The 20,367-nt window shown below is 64.5% G+C and carries 19 protein-coding genes; 14 read left to right on the top strand and 5 right to left on the bottom strand.

From position 1 onward, the window contains the following. Positions 1 to 255: 255 nt before the first annotated feature. Positions 256 to 681, bottom strand: coding sequence for an OsmC family protein (locus tag NKJ13_RS30470; RefSeq protein ID WP_352691679.1), 426 nt, complete (start codon positions 679 to 681; stop codon positions 256 to 258). A 222-nt stretch (positions 682 to 903) separates the two neighbouring features. On the opposite strand from NKJ13_RS30470, the gene NKJ13_RS30465 reads away from it, so the two are divergent. The 3 genes from NKJ13_RS30465 (at position 904) to NKJ13_RS30455 (ending at position 2,152) form a co-directional block, all read left to right on the top strand. Further along, a complete protein-coding gene (locus NKJ13_RS30465) occupies positions 904 to 1,122 on the top strand; it encodes a hypothetical protein (protein ID WP_352738329.1) in 219 nt (72 codons plus the stop codon). Positions 1,123 to 1,124: 2 nt separating this feature from the next. Further along, positions 1,125 to 1,481, top strand: coding sequence for a YciI family protein (locus tag NKJ13_RS30460; RefSeq protein WP_352479974.1), 357 nt, complete (start codon positions 1,125 to 1,127; stop codon positions 1,479 to 1,481). A 143-nt stretch (positions 1,482 to 1,624) separates the two neighbouring features. Beyond that, complete coding sequence (locus NKJ13_RS30455) at positions 1,625 to 2,152, top strand: hypothetical protein (protein ID WP_352779333.1); 528 nt, start codon at positions 1,625 to 1,627, stop codon at positions 2,150 to 2,152. Positions 2,153 to 2,184: 32 nt separating this feature from the next. Here the strand turns inward: NKJ13_RS30455 and NKJ13_RS30450 are convergent, their stop codons facing one another. Then, the gene (locus NKJ13_RS30450; protein ID WP_352701420.1) at positions 2,185 to 3,429 is read right to left on the bottom strand and encodes a ubiquinone biosynthesis hydroxylase; all 1,245 of its coding nucleotides are present in this window, start codon (positions 3,427 to 3,429) and stop codon (positions 2,185 to 2,187) included. Between the two features lie 100 nt (positions 3,430 to 3,529). On the opposite strand from NKJ13_RS30450, the gene tesB reads away from it, so the two are divergent. From tesB to NKJ13_RS30420, 6 genes are all read left to right on the top strand, one after another. Next, positions 3,530 to 4,405 (top strand): acyl-CoA thioesterase II, encoded by an 876-nt coding sequence (tesB, locus tag NKJ13_RS30445; protein WP_352479976.1) that lies wholly within the window; start codon positions 3,530 to 3,532, stop codon positions 4,403 to 4,405. A 220-nt stretch (positions 4,406 to 4,625) separates the two neighbouring features. Next, positions 4,626 to 4,964 carry a P-II family nitrogen regulator gene (locus tag NKJ13_RS30440; protein ID WP_023679755.1) on the top strand — a complete coding sequence of 113 codons (339 nt, stop codon included), beginning with the start codon at positions 4,626 to 4,628 and terminating at the stop codon, positions 4,962 to 4,964. Positions 4,965 to 5,013: 49 nt separating this feature from the next. Further along, positions 5,014 to 6,336 carry an ammonium transporter gene (locus NKJ13_RS30435; protein ID WP_352779335.1) on the top strand — a complete coding sequence of 441 codons (1,323 nt, stop codon included), beginning with the start codon at positions 5,014 to 5,016 and terminating at the stop codon, positions 6,334 to 6,336. A gap of 340 nt (positions 6,337 to 6,676) precedes the next feature. Then, on the top strand, positions 6,677 to 9,331 hold the full coding sequence (locus tag NKJ13_RS30430) for an FtsK/SpoIIIE family DNA translocase (protein WP_352779331.1): 2,655 nt from the start codon (positions 6,677 to 6,679) through the stop codon (positions 9,329 to 9,331). Between the two features lie 133 nt (positions 9,332 to 9,464). Further along, complete coding sequence (locus NKJ13_RS30425; protein ID WP_352779329.1) at positions 9,465 to 10,148, top strand: outer membrane lipoprotein carrier protein LolA; 684 nt, start codon at positions 9,465 to 9,467, stop codon at positions 10,146 to 10,148. A 134-nt stretch (positions 10,149 to 10,282) separates the two neighbouring features. After that, complete coding sequence (locus tag NKJ13_RS30420) at positions 10,283 to 11,089, top strand: exodeoxyribonuclease III (protein ID WP_352779327.1); 807 nt, start codon at positions 10,283 to 10,285, stop codon at positions 11,087 to 11,089. 20 nt (positions 11,090 to 11,109) lie between these two features. Here NKJ13_RS30420 and NKJ13_RS30415 read toward each other — a convergent pair whose 3' ends face one another. The 3 genes from NKJ13_RS30415 to NKJ13_RS30405 are packed head-to-tail and all read right to left on the bottom strand — an operon-like array spanning position 11,110 to position 14,289. After that, entirely contained in the window at positions 11,110 to 11,961 is an 852-nt protein-coding gene (locus NKJ13_RS30415) for a TIGR01459 family HAD-type hydrolase (RefSeq protein ID WP_352779325.1), read from the bottom strand. Next, positions 11,958 to 13,244: an FGGY-family carbohydrate kinase gene (locus NKJ13_RS30410; protein ID WP_352779324.1), complete on the bottom strand. Its 1,287-nt coding sequence runs from the start codon at positions 13,242 to 13,244 to the stop codon at positions 11,958 to 11,960. The genes NKJ13_RS30415 and NKJ13_RS30410 overlap by 4 nt, the downstream gene beginning before the upstream one ends. A 1-nt stretch (position 13,245) precedes the next feature. Continuing rightward, positions 13,246 to 14,289 carry a class II aldolase/adducin family protein gene (locus tag NKJ13_RS30405; protein ID WP_352691695.1) on the bottom strand — a complete coding sequence of 348 codons (1,044 nt, stop codon included), beginning with the start codon at positions 14,287 to 14,289 and terminating at the stop codon, positions 13,246 to 13,248. Positions 14,290 to 14,515: 226 nt separating this feature from the next. On the opposite strand from NKJ13_RS30405, the gene NKJ13_RS30400 reads away from it, so the two are divergent. From NKJ13_RS30400 to NKJ13_RS30380, 5 genes are all read left to right on the top strand, one after another. Continuing rightward, positions 14,516 to 15,298 (top strand): DeoR/GlpR family DNA-binding transcription regulator, encoded by a 783-nt coding sequence (locus NKJ13_RS30400; protein ID WP_352649392.1) that lies wholly within the window; start codon positions 14,516 to 14,518, stop codon positions 15,296 to 15,298. After that, positions 15,295 to 16,674: an FGGY-family carbohydrate kinase gene (locus NKJ13_RS30395; RefSeq protein ID WP_352779321.1), complete on the top strand. Its 1,380-nt coding sequence runs from the start codon at positions 15,295 to 15,297 to the stop codon at positions 16,672 to 16,674. Before NKJ13_RS30400 ends, NKJ13_RS30395 begins: the two co-directional genes overlap by 4 nt. Then, positions 16,671 to 18,215 (top strand): sugar ABC transporter ATP-binding protein, encoded by a 1,545-nt coding sequence (locus NKJ13_RS30390; protein ID WP_352779318.1) that lies wholly within the window; start codon positions 16,671 to 16,673, stop codon positions 18,213 to 18,215. Before NKJ13_RS30395 ends, NKJ13_RS30390 begins: the two co-directional genes overlap by 4 nt. 20 nt (positions 18,216 to 18,235) lie before the next feature. Then, positions 18,236 to 19,213, top strand: coding sequence for an ABC transporter permease subunit (locus NKJ13_RS30385; protein WP_502899782.1), 978 nt, complete (start codon positions 18,236 to 18,238; stop codon positions 19,211 to 19,213). 86 nt (positions 19,214 to 19,299) lie between these two features. After that, positions 19,300 to 20,238, top strand: a complete 939-nt coding sequence (locus NKJ13_RS30380; protein WP_254817805.1) for an ABC transporter substrate-binding protein — start codon at positions 19,300 to 19,302, stop codon at positions 20,236 to 20,238. Positions 20,239 to 20,367 lie beyond the last annotated feature (129 nt).

The following is a 20,367-nucleotide window of genomic DNA, read 5'->3' as shown; positions in this document are numbered from 1 at the left end:
ACCAGAAAATCCAGACCATCGACCTCAATGCAAGCCAACGATAGGATGGCAAACTGTTCGCGATGTCCTCGCACAGCTGTTCGCGATGTCCCCGGTCCAAACAGGGGGGAGATTGCGCTGTCATCTCCACTTTCGCCAATCACCAAGGTTGAAGGACGAGAGCCGTCGCCAAAACTGCCAATCTCCCCCCTTGAGGGGGAGATGCCCGGCAGGGCAGAGGGGGGCGCGAAGGATCGCCGACGTTCGTTTGGCGGCTCACCCGAGCCTGGCGTCGAGCGACACCTTGATGGCGCCGAGCGCCTTCGAGACCGGGCATCCGCCCTTGGCTTTTTCGGCTAGTTCCTGGAATTTGGCGGCATCGATGCCCGGTACCTTGCCGATCAGCGTGATCGCGCTGCCGGTGATACCGGTGCCGGGGACCAGTGTCACCACGGCCTTGGCGTCGAGCTCGGTAGCCGGAGTGCCGTTCTCGGCAAGAAGATGCGAAAGTTGCATGGCAAAGCAGCCGGCATGGGCGGCGGCGATCAGCTCTTCCGGGTTGGTGCCGGATTTGCCGCTCTCGTCCTCGAAACGCATCTTGGCAGAATAGGGCGTGCCTTTCAGCGTCCCGCTCTGGGTATCGAGCGTGCCTTTGCCTTCCTTGAAACTGCCTTTCCAAACGGCGTTGGCGGTGCGGTCCATCAATTCCTCCTTGATTGTCGTGATTGAGCCCGTAGTCGGCGTCCGGTCGACTATAGCGCGCGCCGGAGCGAAGGCCACCCACGCTTTCGTATCGGCGGCAGCGTGACACACCATGTTCGAGCGAAAAAAATTCGAAAAAATACGCGTGCAAAAATGTCGACTTCCATCTGTCCCGGCCGTCCTGCGGGCGGCCATGGAATTGGTGGCCGGATGGAGGACCACATGAACAATCTGTTTTCTGCTCACTGGACAAGCACCAGCCACATGGCCGGTGAACAACAAGCCGACTGGTCGCGCCTGCGGCCTTCCGGCTTCGGCCGACTGCTTGCGGCGATTGCCATCATCGGCATTACGGTGTCCTTTCTCGACTATGCAGCGGCCAAAGGCCCAGCTGACGTGTCCGTCGCCTCGCCCTACGGTCCAACCCAGGAATGGAGGTAAAGATGAGATACGTTTGCCTGGTCTATGGTGAAGAAAAAGATCTCTACGCAATGACGCCTGCGAGGCTGGCCAAGCTCGACGCCGATTCGCTGGCCTATGACAGGTCGGTGGCGCAAAGCGGCCGCCTGATCATCGCGCAGGCGCTGCAATCGGTGAAGACATCGAAGACCGTGCGCCGGCGCCAGGGCAAGCGGCTGGTCACTGACGGCCCCTTCGCCGAGACCAAGGAGCAGCTGCTCGGTTTCGTCATGATCGAGGCCGGGGATCTCGACGAGGCGCTGGAGATCGCCGGCGGAATCCCGCTGGCCGAAATCGGCACGATCGAGGTGCGGGCGATCTACAACGTACCGGGGTCGTAGGGATGTCCCGATAAGATCCTTGGCAAAGTGATGGCGGCCGATGACTGGCGCAGGCTTTCGTTTTCTTCGATCGATGCAACTTTTGCGTGTTGAGGCGACGCAATACTTCTCCTATCGTCGCCCGAGATTGGGGATCTTGGGGTATGCATATATTGATTGCTGCAATCGGCCTGCTGGGGGCAGCGGCGTTCTGGTGGTACCGGCTGAAGATCATGAACGACGCGGCGCGTGAGGTTGCCGACGTCGTTGGCCGCGTCCAGGGCAATATCCGCCGCAAGAAGCTGCGCAAGCAGGCGGCGCTCTCGCCGCTGACGGCGATCGACGATCCGGTCGTCGCCGCCGCGACGCTGATCACCGCGATTGTTTCCGAGCATGGTCCTGTGCTGCCGCAACGCGAAGCCGCCATTCGATCGGTGATCTCGGAGATCGCCGACAAAAAGCAGACCGATGAAGCCGTGATCTACGCCAAATGGGCGGCATCGCAAATCGACGACGTCACGGTCGTCATCGACAAGCTGGCGCCGTTCCTGCGCGAACGGCTCGACGCAGCTGAAAGGAACGATCTGCTGCGAATGGTCAGCCGTGCGGCGGAAGCTGGTGGACAAAACCTGCCGATTCCCGACCAGCGCATGCTCCGGCTGCGCCAGAAGCTAGGCTTTGAGGTCAACTGACCGAACGCTAGTAAAACGCGCGCTTGCCGGGCCTAGATCGCCTCGCCCTTCAACAGTTTCGGCGTGTCGCCGGACAGACCCGACGCCTGGCGGATGAAGAACCCCTTCAGCCGCGGCATGCGCTCGACAAGGCCGAGGCCGATGTCGCGCAAAGTGCGCAGCGGGCCGAAATCGTTGGAAAACAGCCGGTTCAGCACATCGGTGGTGATGCCCATCTGCACCGTGTCGAAACGCCGCCATTGCTGGTAGCGCTCAAGCACGTCCAGCGCGCCGATGTCCTGGCCGAGCCGGTCGGCCTCGACCACCACTTCGGCCAGCGCCGCCACGTCCTTGAAACCGAGATTCAGACCCTGGCCGGCGATCGGGTGGATGCCGTGGGCGGCGTCGCCGGCCAAGGCGATGCGCGGCGCGACGAAGGCGCGCGCAATGATCAGTCCAAGCGGCCAGGCACGCGGCTTGTCGGCGATATGGATTTCGCCGAGTTTCAGGCCAAAGCGCTGCTCGAGCTCATATTCCAGGACCAGGGTGTCGCCACTGACCAGCTTGTCGGCGTCCTGCGACCGTTCGACCCAGACGATCGACGAGCGGTTGGTGCCGTCCTTGCCCGGCTTGAGCGGCAGCGTGGCGAACGGGCCTGCGGGAAGGAAATGCTCTTCGGCGCGGCCGTTGTGCGGCCGCTCATGCGCCACCGTGCAGACGATGCCGGACTGGCCATACTCCCATTTCACCGTCTTGATGCCTGCCATGTCGCGCAGCTTCGAATTGACGCCGTCGGCGGCAACCAGCAGCCGCGCCTTCAGCGTCGCGCCGTCGGCAAGATGCACGGTTATGCCGGCGCCGTTGATGTCGAAGGCGCTGACGGCGACGCCTTCGATGATGCCGATGCCGAGTTGTTCGGCGCGCCGGCGCAAGGCGCCGTTCAAATCCTTGTTGGCGACCATATGCGCGAAGGGTTCGCCGGGCGCGACCTCGCCATCGAAAGTGAGGAACACCGGGCGGACCGGATCGGATGTGCGCGAATCAGTGACGATCATTTCGGTGATCGCCTGCGCCTCCGGCGCGATCTCGTTCCAGACGCCGAGCTGGTCGAGCATGCGGCACGCGGCGGCGGCAATCGCCGAGGCGCGGCCGTCCTTCCGCCAGACCCCGGCGGGTGCTGCATCGACGACGGCAACGGCAAGGCTCGGCCGCGCCTGCTTCAGCGATACGGCGGCGGCCAGGCCGACATAGCCGGCGCCGGCGACAAGAACGTCGAGCGAATTCTTGCTGTCCACCATGGCAATTCCTTTCGCAGCCTGACCGTCGCCGGGCTTTCCGCCCTTGACTGCCCGCCGTTCCTGTCGGAAACCGCCATGGTAATTCTGCGGCGAGGTCAAGATGACGGCAGCCATGGACGAGCTTCTCGGCATTCTCGACCTCGAGCAGCTGGAACACAACCTGTATCGTGGTCGCAGCCCCAAGCTCGACTGGCAGCGCATCTTCGGCGGCCAGACCATCGCCCAGGCGCTGGTCGCCGCGCAGCGAACGGTCGAGCCCGAGCGCCATGTACACTCACTGCATGGCTATTTCATGCGGCCGGGCGACACCAAGGTGCCGATCATCTACGAGGTCGACCGTATCCGTGATGGCGGCTCCTTCACCACGCGCCGCGTCGTCGCTATCCAGCACGGCCAGGCGATCTTTTCGCTGGAAGCCTCGTTCCAGCAGGATGAGGTCGGCCTGGAACATCAGGTGCCGATGCCGCAGGACGTGCCGGCGCCCGACACGTTGCTGTCGCAACGCGAGTTGCTGGGCAAGTTCGGCGAGGCGGTGCCCGAGGGCATCAAGCGCTATTGGGAGCGCGACCGGCCGATCGAGATGAAGCCGGTGATGCTGAAGCATTATACCAGCCGGGAAAAGCTCGAGCCGAAGCAGAACATCTGGATCCGCACCACCGGTCCGGTGCCGGCCGATCGCGCCACGCGGGCGGCTGTGCTCGCTTACCTCTCCGACATGACGCTGCTCGACACCTCGACCTTCGCCCATGGCCGCGCCATTTTCGATCGCGATATCCAGGCGGCGAGCCTCGACCACGCCATGTGGTTCCATCGCAGCCATCCACTCGACGACTGGATGCTGTACACGCAAGACAGCCCGTCGACGCAAGGATCACGCGGTTTTACCCGCGGCTCGCTGTTTGCCCGCGACGGCACGTTGATCGCCTCGGTTGCCCAAGAAGGACTCATCCGGCTGAAGCGACCGCCTGCGGAGTAGGCATTTTTCGAAATTTGCCTATTTTTTAATCATATGCACTGCCGCGACTGTGAACAGGCAGTCGGCAAACCTTCCCGATTTCGTTGTTTAACAACAGCTTAACACCCTGCTTCGGCAATTGGCACGGAGCTTGAATCCCAGCGGGCACTCTCCGGCTCTCATGGGGATCGGCGAAGTCGTGCAAAACGCGGGGACCCGCAACAGCAAAGGGTGAAACCTTATGAAGATCGTGATGGCAATCATAAAGCCGTTCAAGCTCGACGAGGTGCGCGAGGCGCTCACCGCGGTCGGCATCCAGGGCCTGACCGTCACCGAAGTAAAAGGCTACGGACGCCAGAAGGGGCACACGGAAATCTATCGCGGGGCGGAATACGCGGTCAGCTTCCTGCCGAAGATCAAGATCGAAGTCGCGGTCGCTGTCGACATGGTCGACAAGGCCGTCGAGGCCATCACCGCGGCGGCCAAGACCGGCCAGATCGGCGACGGCAAGATCTTCGTTTTCGGCATCGACCAGGCGGTGCGGATTCGCACCGGCGAAACAGACACCGACGCGCTTTGAGCCGCCGATGCGTATTCCAATGGAGAGTTCAATGAATATTCCTTCCACCTTGAAGATAACGGGACGCGCGGCCGTTTTGGGCTCGCTCGCTCTCGCTGCACTGGGCACGGTTGCTGCGTTCGCGCAGGAAGCGGCTCCGGCAGCACCGGCTACCCCTGCGCCCGCGCTCGACACCGGCAACACCGCTTGGATGCTGACCTCGACGGCGCTGGTGCTGATGATGACCATACCGGGCCTGGCGCTGTTTTATGGCGGCATGGTGCGCAAGAAGAACGTGCTCGCCACCATCATGCAGAGCTTTGCCATCACGTGCCTGGTGACGGTGCTGTGGTTCATGTTCGGCTACTCGCTGGCCTTCTCGGATGGCGGCGGCATGAATGCCTATCTCGGCGGCTTCTCGAAGTTCTTCCACAACGGCATCACCACCTCGTCGCTGTGGCTGCCGGGCGTGGCGAACATCCCTGAGTTCGTCTTCTCGATGTTCCAGATGACCTTCGCCATCATCACGCCGGCGCTGATTGCCGGCGCCTTCGCCGAACGCATGAAGTTCTCGGCGCTGCTCATCTTCATGGGGGCGTGGCTGCTGGTGGTCTATGCCCCGATCGCGCACTGGGTGTGGGGCGGCGGCTTCCTCGGCACAGCCGGCGTTCTCGATTTCGCCGGCGGCACGGTCGTTCACATCAATGCCGGTGTTGCCGGCCTGGTCTGCGCGCTGGTTCTCGGCAAGCGTGAAGGCTACGGCACCACCAACATGGCGCCGCACAACCTGGTCTACTCCGTAATCGGTGCTTCGCTGCTGTGGGTCGGCTGGTTCGGCTTCAACGCCGGTTCGGAACTGGCCGCCGACGGCCTTGCCGGTGCCGCGATGCTGAACACCCAGGTTGCCGCTGCCGCTGCGGCGCTCGCCTGGATGTTCGCCGAATGGATCGTCGCCAAGAAGCCGAGCGTTCTTGGCATCATCTCGGGCGCCGTCGCCGGCCTGGTCGCGGTGACGCCGGCTTCCGGCTTCGTCAATCCGACCGGCGCCTTCATCGTCGGCATCGTCGCCGGCGTGCTGTGCTACGTCTCGGCCGTCAAGCTCAAGCACGCGTTCGGCTATGACGACTCGCTCGATGCATTCGGTGTGCACGGCATCGGCGGCATCATCGGTGCATTGCTGACCGGCGTGCTCGCCGATCCGGCGATCAACAGCCTCGGCTCGGGCGCCTCCGTCGGCAAGCAGCTCTACGGTATCGTCTTCACCATCCTGTGGACGGCGATCGCGAGCTTCGTGATCCTCTACATCGTCAAGGCGCTGGTCGGCCTGCGTCCTTCCACCCAGGAAGAGGTCGAAGGCCTCGACATCAGCCAGCACGGCGAAGTGGTGGCGTAAAGGCATTGGCCGGCATCGGCGTTTTGCCGGTGCCGGGAAGATCCCGTCGTGACGCTCCCGAAAGGACTCACGCCTTGAGGCCCGGAAACCTTCCGGGCCTCTTTTTTGCGCGCGGATGGCCGTGATGGCTCGATCACGGTCGCTTGATCAAGGTGCTCGATCCGCCGGCGGCGTGAAACATCGGCCGCGGCGGCTCCGAACTGTGGTGGCGGTCGCCCGTTCCGGTGACGCAGAATGCCCATGGTTAATGCGCCCTTAACCTTCCCGCCGCTAGTCTGACAGCCGAATCTGCCGTGTTGCGCGTCCGCGCCCGGCCGGGCAACGACAGACGAGGAAGAGCATGCGTTCAGGGGCTTCAGCACCGCTTGCGCTGGCCGATACGGGGCACGGCATCCGGGCGTTCGCGAGGCGCCAGGTCGGGCGGCTGGTCGGTGCCGGGCTGTTTGCCCTGGTTGGCTTCGGCGTCGCCGCCCTTGCCACCTGGAACGTCGCCGATCCGAGCTTTTCGCACGCCACCGATAATATCGTCACCAATGCAATGGGTTATGCGGGCGCCGTATTTTCCGACATCGCCATGCAGTTCTTCGGACTTGCGGCGGTTGCGGCGCTGGTGCCGGCGGTGATCTGGGGGTTTCTGCTGTTTACCGCGCGTGGCGTCGACCGGCTGCCGAAACGGGCGCTCGCCTGGTTCGGGTTTTCGCTGCTTGGCGCGGCAATCGCCGGCTGCGTGGTGCCGCCCAAGACCTGGCCGCTGCCGACCGGCCTCGGCGGCGTATTCGGCGATATGGTGCTCAATATCCCAGGCCTCATCATCGGCGGCTATCCGACCGGCCTCGTCGCCAGCGTGCTCGCCGTGCTCCTGGCAGCGCCGGCGCTGTGGGTATTCTTGTATGGCTCGGCGCTGATTTCTCGCAAGAACGGCTTTGCCGTCCTTGATCTGCCTGCCGTGCCCGATCCGCAGGACGACCTGCTTTTCGACAATGAGGAGGACGAGGGCGACGAAGGCATATTGGCGCTTGGCGCCATCACCCACTGGTGGCTGTCGCTGCGGGCCTATCTGCGCCGCCGCGCCGCGCGTCGGCGCGAGCGCGACGATTTCGAACCGGAGATGGAACCGCGCCCCAGCGCCTGGCGGCGAGCGGCCGAACGGGTCGAATCGGCCGAGTTCGCCGAGGCGCGGATGAGCCCGGGCGGGCGCGCCCGCGTCGAGCCGGAATTCTTCGCCGCCATGGTCAACGACCGCAGTGCCTCGATCGACCCCGACGATGCCGACGTCTTCGACAACGACGACAATGACGACATGGATTTCGCGCCCGAGCCGGCCGGTCAACGCCGCGCCGCGCCGACGGCCAAGGTGCAGAACTTCCGCTCCGACGCGGCGACGCGCGTCGAGGCGCCGGCGCCGCGGCCGGCACCAGGCGCCCGCGTCCAGCGCGAGGCGCAGACCTCGCTGATCGGCTCGGAGAAATTCGAGATGCCGTCGCTGCATTTCCTGTCGGAACCGAAGAACGTGGTGCGCGACGCAAGCCTGTCCAAGGACGCGCTGGAGCAGAACGCCCGCCTGCTCGAGGGCGTGCTGGAGGATTTCGGCGTCAAAGGCGAAATCATCCATGTGCGTCCGGGTCCGGTCGTCACGCTCTACGAGCTGGAACCCGCGCCCGGCATCAAATCGTCGCGGGTCATCGGCCTGTCCGACGACATTGCCCGCTCGATGAGCGCCATCGCCTGCCGTGTCGCCGTGGTGCCCGGCCGCAACGCCATCGGCATCGAATTGCCGAACGCCAGGCGCGAGACCGTCTATTTGCGCGAGATCATGGCCAGCCGCGATTTCGAGACCACCAAGGCCAAGCTGGCGCTGGCGCTGGGCAAGACCATCAATGGCGAGGCGGTGATCGTCGACATCGCCAAAATGCCGCACGTGCTGGTCGCCGGTACCACCGGCTCGGGCAAGTCCGTCGCCATCAACACCATGATCCTGTCGCTGCTCTATCGGCTGACGCCGCAGGACTGCCGGCTGATCATGATCGATCCAAAGATGCTGGAACTCTCGGTCTATGACGGCATCCCGCATCTTCTGACGCCGGTGGTCACCGATCCGAAGAAGGCGGTGGTGGCGCTGAAATGGACCGTGCGCGAGATGGAGGACCGCTACCGCAAGATGTCGAAGGTCGGCGTCCGCAACATCGACGGCTTCAACGCGCGCGTGCAGCAGGCCGAGAAAAAGGGTGAAAGGATTTCCCGCACCGTGCAGACCGGCTTCGACCGCCAGACCGGCGAAGCGATCTACGAGACGGAGAACCTCGACCTCGAGCCGATGCCCTACATCGTCGTCATCATCGACGAGATGGCCGATTTGATGATGGTCGCCGGCAAGGACATCGAAGGCGCGGTGCAGCGCCTGGCGCAGATGGCGCGCGCCGCCGGCATCCATGTCATCATGGCAACGCAGCGGCCGTCGGTCGACGTCATCACCGGCACCATCAAGGCGAATTTCCCGACCCGTATCTCGTTCCAGGTGACATCGAAGATCGACAGCCGCACCATCCTGGGCGAGCAGGGCGCCGAACAGCTGCTCGGGATGGGCGACATGCTCTACATGGCCGGCGGCGGCCGCATCCAGCGCGTGCACGGTCCCTTCGTCTCCGACGACGAGGTGGAGAAGATCGTCGCGCATCTGAAGCTGCAGGGCGTGCCGGAATATCTCGACGCCATCACCGAGGACGACGACAAGGATGACGACGAGCCGACGGGCAAAGGCAGTGGCGGCGGCGACGGCGGTAATTTCGAGGATTCCGACGACCCCTACGACCAGGCGGTTGCGGTGGTGCTGCGCGACGGCAAGGCCTCGACCAGCTACATCCAGCGCCGGCTCGGCATTGGCTACAACCGCGCCGCCTCGATTATCGAGAAGATGGAGAAGGAAGGCATTGTCGGCCCGGCCAACCATGCCGGAAAACGCGAAATCCTGGTGCCGACGGAGGACGACAAGTTCTAGAGCGCATCCGCGCCGGCAACTTTGAACCTTTTGGCGCGTTGCAACGATGAGCGCCGTGCGGCCCGCCAAACTTAAGCCCAACTGGGGGGCCAGACCAATATAACGAGCAAGCAATCAGATGATGGTGACCGGCATGAAAAACGCAACTCTCGCCCCAAAAAAGGATTTCGCCCCAACCCGCCGGCAGGTGCTCGGCCTCGGTCTGGTCCTGGCCGGTGCAGCGGCCGCCAATGTCGTGCCCGGCTTCCAGCTGCTGGCGTCGGCGCAAGCAGCGGTTCCGGCGACGGCGCAGAAGATCGCCGATCATTTCTCCTCGGTCAAATCGATGAGCGGCGAGTTCGTGCAGTTCGGGCCCAAGGGCGAGCAGACCGGCGGCAAGTTCTTTCTGGAACGGCCGGGCAAGATCCGCTTCAATTATGACGGCGCCTCGAATTTCAGGGTGATTTCCGACGGCAAGTCGGTGGTCATCCTCAACAAGAAACTGCGGACCTCCGACCTCTATCCGCTGTCGAAGACGCCGCTGAAGCTGCTGCTCGACGACAAGATCGATCTCTCGGGCGGACGCGTCAGAAGCGTCAAGGAAGAAAACGATCTCACCACCATCCAGCTTGCCGACAAATCGGTGTTCGGCAATTCGAAGATCACCATGATGTTCGATCCGAAATCCTATGAATTGCGGCAGTGGACCATCACCGATGCGCAAGGCAAGGACACAACGGTGATGATCTTCAACACCAAGGAGGGCGTCAGCTTCGCCCCCGACACCTTCGCCATCGATTATACGGCGAACCGCGAGCTGAACACCAAGACGCGGTAACTTTCTGCTGCTGCGGGATGGCTTTTCCGCGTTGGTGCGGGCGGCTTGTTTTTGCGGTGCGCGGCTGGCAGTAGTTTCCGCGATTGACTTCCGTCGGAGCCATCCGGCGGATCTTGCGTTGTCCGGAACCCCAAATGCCGTTTTCCGTCGCTACCTGGAATATCAACTCCGTTCGACTGCGCATGCCGATCGTCGAGCGCCTGCTGGTCGAGCAGGCGCCGGACGTGCTCTGCCTGCAGGAAACCAAGGTTCCGGACGAATTGTTTCCGGAGAAGGCGTTCCGCAAGCTCGGCTACGAGCACATCGCCTTCCATGGCCAGAAGGGCTATCACGGCGTTGCGACCATAGCGCGCCGTCCGATCGAGGTGGTCGAAAAGCGCCGCTTCTGCGAGATCGACGACAGCCGGCATCTGTCGGTCACCGTCAAGGCCGGCGGCAAAACGATCCTGCTGCACAACTTCTACGTTCCGGCCGGCGGCGATGAGCCCGACCCGGCCGTCAACCGCAAGTTCAAGCACAAGCTCGATTTCGTTGCCGAGATGAACGCCGTGCGGGCCGAGCATGACGAGCACTCCGGCTCGATCCTGGTCGGCGACCTCAACATCGCGCCGCTCGAGCACGATGTCTGGTCGCACAAGCAGCTCCTCAACGTCGTCAGCCATACGCCGGTCGAGACGGAAAATTTCGAGGCGATGCGGCTCTCCGGCGACTGGGTCGACCTGATGCGGCTCAATGTGCCTTACGAGGAGAAACTCTACACCTGGTGGAGCTATCGCGCCCAGGATTGGCAGGCCTCAAATCGTGGCCGCCGCCTCGACCATATCTGGTCGTCGCCAAACCTGGTGCCGCATTTTGCCGGCTACGAAATCCTGCGGCCGGCACGCGGCTGGGAACGACCCTCGGACCACGTGCCGGTGATCGGGCGTTTCAACCTCGATTAGCTTTGTCTCGCCTTAACAACTCAACGAAACCTGAAGCTATCCGCGATGTAGTCGGGACGGGCGTTGAGCGCGGCGAAAACGTCGTGCAGATCAGGCGCCCCCGCCAATATGCCCGACAGGACCAGCGTCGTCGCGACGCCGACGCCGTTGCCGCCGGCGATGTCGTGCTCGACGCTGTCGCCGACGCAGACCACGCTGGCGCGCTCCGGGTGACCCGCCAGTGCCAGCGCTGCCTCGAATATCTGCGGATTGGGCTTGCCGATGCGCGCCACGCTGCCGCCGAGGCTCTCATAGAGATCGGCGAGCCGGCCGGCGCCGAAGCGAGGGCCGACGGCAGTCAGCATGATCTTGTCGGGATTGGTGCAGAAGCATGGCACCCGGCGCGCCGCCGCCGGACCAAGAAGCCGGCGATAGTGGTCGAGGTCGTAGCGATCGCCCTCGCTGGCGGAAATCAGCACCAGTTCTGCATCGTCGCCGTCCTTGGCCAGCACGAACGGCAGGCCGTCGACAGCCGAACGGTCATTGTCGCGGCGGATCAGCAGGCATTTTGTCTGCGGGCGCAGGGCTCCGGATGCCGCCATTTGATGGAAGGAGCGCCACGCCACCTCGCCGGAGGAGACAAAGTGATCCCAGCTTCCCGGTTCGAAGCCGAGCTTCAATAGGCGGCGCTCATTGGGTTGCGCCCGCTTGCCGGAATTCGAGATCAGCACGATGGTCTTGCCGGCACGCTTGAGTGCCGACAAGGCCTCGACAGCGCCTGGATAGGCGCTGGTGCCGTCGTGCAGCACACCAAATTGGTCGAGCAGGAATACCTGATAGCGCTCGGCCAGCGCGGCGATGCCGTCGAGGTGTTGAATTGCCTTGGCCGTCATAGAAGCCCCGCTGCGCTAGCGCCCATCAGCGCCAGCCGCGCCGTGCCGGCGGCGGCCTCCTCCGAAAGAGCCGGCACGAGAGCGACGCCAAGCTTGCGCTGCCGGATTGCCGTCCAGGCCGGATTGGCCGCTCCGCCGCCGACGCTCCTGACCGATGTCAGCCGGGGTGCGCCGAGTTCGGCAAGCCGGCGATAGCCGAGCGCTTCGATCGCCGCAATACCCTCGAGCATCGCTTTCAGATAATCGGCGTCGTCGGCGGGCCGCGGCTCGAGGCGCGGCGGCAGCGCCGGATCGGCTATGGGGAAGCGTTCGCCCGGCGCCGGCAGCGGGTAATAGTCGAGACCGGTCTCGGTCGCCGGGTCGATTTTTTTGCTGAGTTCGACAATGCGGGCGACGGGGAAATGCTGGGCCAGAACCTTGCCGCCGGAGTTCGAGGCGCCGCCCGCCAGATAGGTGTCACCCAGCCGATGGCTGTAGATGCCGAATTGCGGCGCCGAGATCGGCCGGTCGGAGAGAATCTTGATGGTCAGCGATGAGCCGAGCGCAGTGACGCCGTCGCCCGCCGCCGTCGCGCCGGTTGCCAGGAACGACGCACAGCCATCGGTGGTGCCGGCGACCACGACCACATCACGCGGCAGGCCGAACATTTTCGCGGCGCTGGCGGTGAGCGTACCCGTGACATCGCCCGGCCGCACGACGCCAGGCAGCAATTCCATGCGCATTCCGGTGGCCGCGATCCAGTCCGGCCAGCGGCGGGTTTCGACATCGTAGCCGGTTTTCAATGCGTTGTTTTCGTCGCTGCCATCGAAGCGGCCGGAGAACTGTCCGGCGATCCAGTCGGCCTGGTGCAGCACAGCGGCGACGCCGGGCAGGTGCTGGAAAGACAATGCCTTGGCGAGACCGGACGTCGCCCCAAGGGCAGCGCTCGTTGCCGGTGCTGCGCCGGCTATTTCACTCAGAATTGTGTGGTCAGCGACCTTGTCGTTGTACATCAGCGGTTCGGCCAGCGGCCGCCCGGCGCCGTCGACCGGCAGCAGCGTACCCGACGTACCGTCGACGGCGATCGAGCGCACTGCCGCGCGATCGATACATTTGAGCAGTTCCGCCAACGTCGCGCCGACCGCCTCCCACCAGATGGCGGGGTCGCGGCCGTTCGGCCCAAATCGCTCGAGGGCAATAGCGTAATGCGCGGCAATGGAAAAGTCCGGGCGCATGGCGACGGCGCGCGCGCCGGATGTACCGATGTCGATGCCGATGGCAAGCGGGCCAGACGAACGCGGCATGTCAGCTGCCTCCCGCATTGAGTTTCTGGCGATATTTTTCGGCGTCCCAGTTGATCAGTTCGTCATTCTCTGCCGCTGTCAGATAATTAAGCTTCGCTGCGACATCGACCCGCGCGGTCACATCGGCGAGGCAGCGCTGCATGGCGTCGGCACCGGCGCCCGCGTCGCCGCGCATCAACACGCCGAGGCCGGGAAACAGGATCGCCGCGGGTGCGGCGCCGCAGCGCTCGATGACGCGCTTCACACCCTCGGCCGGCCTCGCCACGACCGAGCCCTTGCCGAGAAAGATGACGTGGTCGGGGTAGAGGCTGCCGCCCGAAGCCATGCGGCAGCTTTCGGGGTCGATCGCCACCGCGTGCGCCTCGACATCCGCCGGCAATCTGTAGTCGCTGTCGCCGGCGCGCGCCATCAATGCCGCGGTGTCCGGCTCAGCCACCTGGCGCGGCGGCCGTGCCAACAGCCGGGTTACGCGGCGCAGCAGCATGCCTGCCTCAGCGACAGTGTCGGCTGCAACGACCAGGCCGTGGTTGCCGAGGATCAGTATGTCCACGCCTGGCCGCAGGCGCTCGGCGATGCCCTGGGCGAGCGGCAGTCCCGGCCGGCGATAGGGAACATATGCCCATTGGTGGCCGTCGAGCCGCCTGGCGGCCTCGGCCTCGCAGTCGGCCTGCACGGCCAGCGAAATGGTCTCGACACAGTGGACATGCAGAACGATGCGCTGCGGCATCAGCGCATGTACGGTGGTCTCGATCGAGGGGCGCAAGCCGCGCGGATTGAGGGCGCCGACAGCGAAGGCCTGTGGCTGTTCGGCGGTCGGGTCGCGTCGTTCGATGGCGTCGAGCAATGGCGGAATGCTGACCGGCACCATGATGTCCGCGGTGAGCGCGTCCTTCAGCCAGGTGCCGGAGGCCTTGATCCAGAGCGTGCCACCGGCTTTTAGCGAGGTGTTGCCGCCGGCGGCCTGGGTCAGATGCGGGTCGCTGCCAATCTCGGCGGAAAGCGACCGCAGCGCTGCCAATTCCTGCGCATCCGCACTGATCGTCATCGAAATTCCTCCACAAACCGGCCGCGTGGCCACGGCTTTGGACGCCCTGTTGCCGGGACGAAGACCGACGCTGGTATCGCAGATGCGAGTAAGTTACGTCAACAGTGATGTTATCGCGTCAAATCAGGCTTGCAATCCGAGGGCCGTTGAGTAAGTTGCACCAATTGCCGTGCAAAATGGCATGCCGTGCAGTGGCTTGGGAGGCAAGCACATTGGGAGGTAACGGTTGAGCGACTCCGGCCGCCAGCGTCAGATCGTCGAGCTTTTGCGGGACCGGCCTTTCGCATCGGTGCGCGAGCTGCAGGAGCGGCTTGGCGTGTCGGCGGCGACGGTGCGGCGCGACATCGACAAGATCGATGAGGCCGGCGAAGCGCGCAAGGTCTATGGCGGCATCTCGGCGCTCGATGGCGCTTCGCAAGCCGGCGTCGCCTATGCCAGGCCCTATGACGAGAACCGCGACCTCGCCGTCGAGGCCAAGCGGCAGATCGCCGCTCTCGCCGCCACCATGGTGCGCGACGGCGACGCGGTCATCGTGCATGGCGGTTCGACCTGCTTCCATCTCGGCGTCAAGCTCGCCGACCGCAATATCCGGCTTTACACCAACTCGATGCCGCTCGCGGCCTATCTCAGCGATCACGGCCATTGCAGTCTGACCGTTGCCGGCGGCGACCTTTACCGCGAGCCGGGCATCATCCATTCGCTGACGCAGACGGTGCCGTTCTACGCCTCGAAGTTTTTTCTCGGCGCGCAAGGCATCGGCCAGGAAGGCCTTCTGGAATCGCACCCGCTGCTGGTCCGCTCGATCGTCGAGCTCAGCCTCTGCGCCGACCAGATCGTCGTGCTGGCCGACAGCCGAAAACTGTCGATCCACGCGCGCAATGTGGCGCTGCCGCTGTCGCGGATCGGCACGCTGGTCACCGATGACGGCCTGTCCGAGACAGATGCCCGCATGCTCGAAGATGCCGGCGTCACGGTGAGGATCGCCGCTTCCTCGGGAGGCGCCCAGTGAACATCGCGGTCCTCGATTTCGGCAAGACCAATTCGAAGCTGTTCGTCTTCGGCCAGAACGGACAGATCCTAGACGAGCGCCGCACCCAGCCGAGCTGGATCCGCAAAGGCGGCTTCAGCGTGCTCGACGAGGCAACGCTGCACGACTGGGCGGCTCGCGCCATTGATGACGCCGTCGATACGCATGGCGTGGAAGGGCTGATGGTATCCGGCCATGGCTGCACCTTCGCGTTGATCGACGAAGCCGAGCTGACGCATCCGATCCTCGATTACGAGCAGGAACCGCCAGCTGAAATCGCCGCGCAGATCGACCGCCGCATTCCAGATTTTGCCGAGACCTTTTCACCGCGCCTGCCGCTTGGCTTCAACTACGGCCGCCACATGTTGTGGCTGAAGGAGGTGGAGCCCGGTGCCTTCGCCACAGCGACGTCGATCCTCGGCTACCCCCAATATTGGAGCTGGCGATTTGGCGGCCGGCCGGTGTCGGAGGTCTCCTATCTCGGCTGCCATTCGCATCTATGGGCGCCGCGCAAACGCGATTTCAGCTCGCTGGTCGATGCCGAGGGCTGGCGCGGCCAGATGCCCGCCTTCGAGCGTGCCGGCGCGGTGATCGGCGAGCAGCGCTTCAGCCGGGCCGCCAAGCCGGTCGCCGTCCACAACGGCGTCCATGACAGCAATGCTGCGCTCCATGCCTACCGCCGACAGCAGCTCGGGCCGGTGACCGTGGTCTCGACCGGCACCTGGGTGGTCGTGCTCAATCCCGACTGTCCGCTCGATGCACTCGATGGCGAGCGCGACATGCTGGTCAATGTCGATGTCGACGGCGGCCCGGTGCCGACCATCCGCTTCATGGGCGGCCGCGAATTCGCCACGATCAGCGCCGGCTGGCAGGGCGCAATCGCGCCGTCATCGGTACAACGGGTGATCGACGCCGGCATCATGGCGCTGCCGAGCTTCGCGCCCGGCGGCCCGATGCCGCACCGCAGCGGCGAACTGGTCGGGCGTACGCCCAATGCCGAGGAACGCGCGGCCGTGGCGCTGCTCTACGTCGCGCTGATGCTCGATCTGTGCCTCGAGCTGATCCATTCGGACAATACGGTGATCGTCGATGGCGGCCTGAACAATGGCGGGCTGCTTGCCGCGCTGCTGGCGCAATTGCGGCCCGGGCAGGCCTTCCTGCAGGGCGCAACGCTGGAGGGCAGCGCCACCGGTGCTGCCGCACTTGCCTTTGAAAGCGTCGGACGCGAGTTTGCCACCGAGGCGCCGGAGGCGGTGCATGCGGCAAGCTTCAGCGGCCTTGCCGGCTACCGCAACGACTGGCGCGGCCTTGCCGCCGACCGGGGCGTGGCCATGGCAGCCTCGGGAGGGGCACGATGAGCGCCGCCGCTCGGATCGAGACGGTGCGCCAGCCGGTGCTGGAGATGCGCCACATCTCGAAGACGTTCGGGGCGATCCGCGCCTTGCATGATGTGTCGCTGACCGTTCACGCCGGCGAGTTGCACGCGTTGATGGGCGAGAACGGTGCCGGCAAGTCGACGCTGATGAAGGTGCTGTCCGGCGCCTACCGGCCGGACCCCGGCGGCGAAATCCTGATCGACGGCGTACCGGCCGCCACCGGCGACCCGATCAAGGCGCGCGCCGCCGGCATTGCGGTCATCTATCAGGAGCTGTCGCTGGCGCCCAATCTGTCGGTGGCGCAGAACATCTTCCTCGGCAACGAGCCAAGACGGTTCGGCATCGTCGACCGCGAGCAGTGCAACCGGCGCGCCAGCGAGATCATCGCGCGGCTCGGCGTGGCCTTTTCGGCGCGCACCCCGGTCACCAGCCTGTCGCTCGGCGAGCGCCAGCTGGTGGAAATCGCCCGGGCGCTGTCGACCAATGCGCGCATTATCGTCATGGACGAGCCGACCACGTCGCTGACCTCGCGTGAGACCGACCGGCTGTTCGAGGTGATCGCGACGCTGAAGTCGCAAGGCATCGCCATCATCTACATCAGCCACCGCATGGAAGAGGTCTACCAGCTCGCCGACCGCGTCAGCGTGCTGCGCGACAGCGGCTATGTCGGCACGCTCGACCGCGCCGACCTGAACGCCTCGCGCCTGGTATCGATGATGGTCGGGCGCGATCTGTCGACCTTCTACAAGAAGGATCACCGCCCGCCGGACAGCAAGCGCGCCGTCGCGCTGTCGGTGCGCGGCATGTCGGACGGCAATCTCATAAAGAATTGTTCCTTCGACCTCCACAAAGGCGAGGTGCTGGCACTGGCCGGCCTGGTCGGCTCGGGCCGGACCGAACTGGCACGGCTGATCTTCGGCGCCGACAGGCACATCTCGGGCACGCTGGAGCTCGGCGGCAAACCGATATCCATCGGTTCGCCGAGCGAGGCGCTCGATGCCGGCATCGCCTACCTGACCGAGGACCGCAAGCAACTTGGCCTGTTTCTCGACATGTCGATCTCCGACAACATCAGCATGGGCGTGCTGGCAAAGGACGCGAAGGCCGGCGGTCTCCGCGACTTCGCGGCTGCCGAAAAGCGCGCCGCCAAGGCGGTGTCAGACCTCTCCATCCGCACCAGCTCGGTGCAGGCCAATGCCGGCTCGCTGTCGGGCGGCAACCAGCAGAGGGTGCTGCTCGGCCGCCTGCTGGAAACCGAGCCGCAGGTCGTCATCCTCGACGAGCCGACCCGCGGCGTCGATGTCGGGGCGAAGTCGGAAATCTACCGGCTGATCGACAACCTGGCCAAGAAAGGCATCGCCATCCTGATGATCTCCAGCGAACTGCCGGAGGTGATCGGCATCGCCGACCGCGTGCTGGTGATGCGCGACGGCACCATTGCCGGCGAGGTGACGGCCTCGGAAGGCGAGCCGCTGCGGCAGGAAGCGATCATTGAACTTGCAACGGGAGCGGCTCAGCGATGACCGACAAGGTGGCCGACACGATGAAAGCGGACGACCGGGCGATCGGCAGAAGTACGAGGTGGCGCACCGCCATCGCCGCACTCGGCATGCTGCCGATCCTGATTCTGCTGGCGGTCGGCTTCCAGTTCATCAACCCGCGCTTTTTCACCCAAACCAATCTGCTGATCGTCATGCAGCAATCGTCGATCAACATCGTGCTGGCAGCCGGCATGACCTTCGTCATCCTGACCGGCGGCATCGACCTGTCCGTCGGCTCGATCCTTGCCGCCTCGGCGATGGTGGCGGTGATGGTGTCGCTGGTGCCCGATTGGGGACTGCTGGGCGTGCCGGCGGCCATTCTCGTCGGGCTCGGCTTCGGCATCATCAACGGGCTGCTGATCGCCTATATCAAGCTGCCGCCTTTCATCGTCACGCTGGGGTCGCTGACCGCCGTGCGCGGCGTCGCCCGCCTGCTTGGCCAGGACACTACGGTGTTCAACGCGGACCTGCCGTTCGACTTCATCGGCAACGGTTCGCTGTTCGCCATTCCGTGGCTGGTAATCATCGCGCTGGCGGTGGTGGTGCTGTCCTGGCTGGTGCTCAAGCGCACCGTGCTCGGCACCTGGATCTACGCCGTCGGTGGTAACGCCGAGGCCGCCAGGCTGACCGGCATCAAAGTGCCGCTGGTGCTGCTCTTCGTCTATGGCGTTTCCGGCCTTCTGGCCGGGCTTGGCGGCGCTATGTCGGCGGCCCGGCTCTATGCCGCCAACGGGCTGCAGCTCGGCCAGTCCTACGAACTCGACGCCATTGCCGCGGTCATCCTCGGCGGCACCAGTTTCGTCGGCGGCGTCGGCTCGATCTGGGGCACGCTGATCGGCGGCCTGATCATCGCCGTGCTGTCCAACGGGCTCATCCTCGCCGGCGTTTCGGACATCTGGCAGTACATCATCAAGGGATTGGTCATCATCGTGGCGGTCGCCCTCGACCGTTACCGGCTCCAGGCAGGAGCAAGAACGTGATGGCCCTTAGTCGCCGGCATCCAACGAGCCGGTTTCATGTGTAACGCACCGTGAGAGGCGCGGGGCATCAGGAGGAAAATAAAACAATGAAGACCATCGCTAAACTGCTCTGCGGCGTAGCCTTTGCGGCCGCCGTCATCGCGCCGGCATCGGCCAAGGACCTGAACAAGGTCGGCATCTCGGTCGGCCTGCTCGGCAATCCGTTCTTCGTCGCCACCATCAAGGGCATCGAGGACGCGGCCAAGAAGATCAATCCGAATGTGCAGGTGACCTCGGTATCGGCCGACTACGACCTCAACAAGCAGGTTTCGCAGGTCGATTCCTTCATCGCCGCCGGCGTCGACGTCATCATGCTCAACGCCGTCGATGCCAAAGCGATCGCGCCGGCGGTCAAGAAGGCACAGGCGGCCGGCATCGTCGTTGCCGCCTTCGACGTTTCGGCGCCGGGCGCCGACGTCACCGTGATGACCAACAACGTCAAGGCCGGCGAAGAGGCGTGCCAGTATCTGGTCGATCATACCGGCGGCAAGGGCGACTACGTCATCCTCAACGGCCCGGCCTCGTCATCGATCCTGGAGCGGGTCAAGGGCTGCAAGGACGTGCTGGCAAAACACCCCGACATCAAGATCCTTTCCGACGACCAGAACGCCGAAGGCTCACGTGACGGCGGCTTGAAAGTGTTCCAGTCGCTGCTGACCCGTTTCGACAAGATCGACGCGGTCTTCGCCATCAACGATCCGACGGCGATCGGCGCCCAGCTTGCGGCCAAGCAGCTCAACCGCTCGGAGTTCATCTTCACCGCGGTCGACGGCGCGCCCGATATCGAGAAGGAACTCGCTTCCGGCACGTCGATGATCAAAGCCTCGGCCTCGCAGGATCCCTATGTGATGGCCGGCCAGTCGCTGACGATGGCGGCTGACCTGCTTGCCGGCAAGAAGCCGGCCGAGCCGACGGTACTGCTCGACCCGAAGCTGATCACGGCCGACAATTTGAAGGATTACAAGGGCTGGACCGCAGCTCGCTAAGCCTCCCAAGCCTGGTGGGGGGGGGGGGGGCGGGCGCCCCCGTTTTTTGGGGTTTTGGTTTTGAAAAAACCCATTTGGGGTTGGGGGGGGACTCCAGGGATTTACGGGGACAAAAAAATAGCGGCAAGG

Origin of the sequence: Mesorhizobium sp. M0174, assembly GCF_040322275.1 — a bacterium.
GTDB lineage: Bacteria > Pseudomonadota > Alphaproteobacteria > Rhizobiales > Rhizobiaceae > Mesorhizobium.
This window is presented reverse-complemented; position numbering and strand designations above follow the sequence as displayed.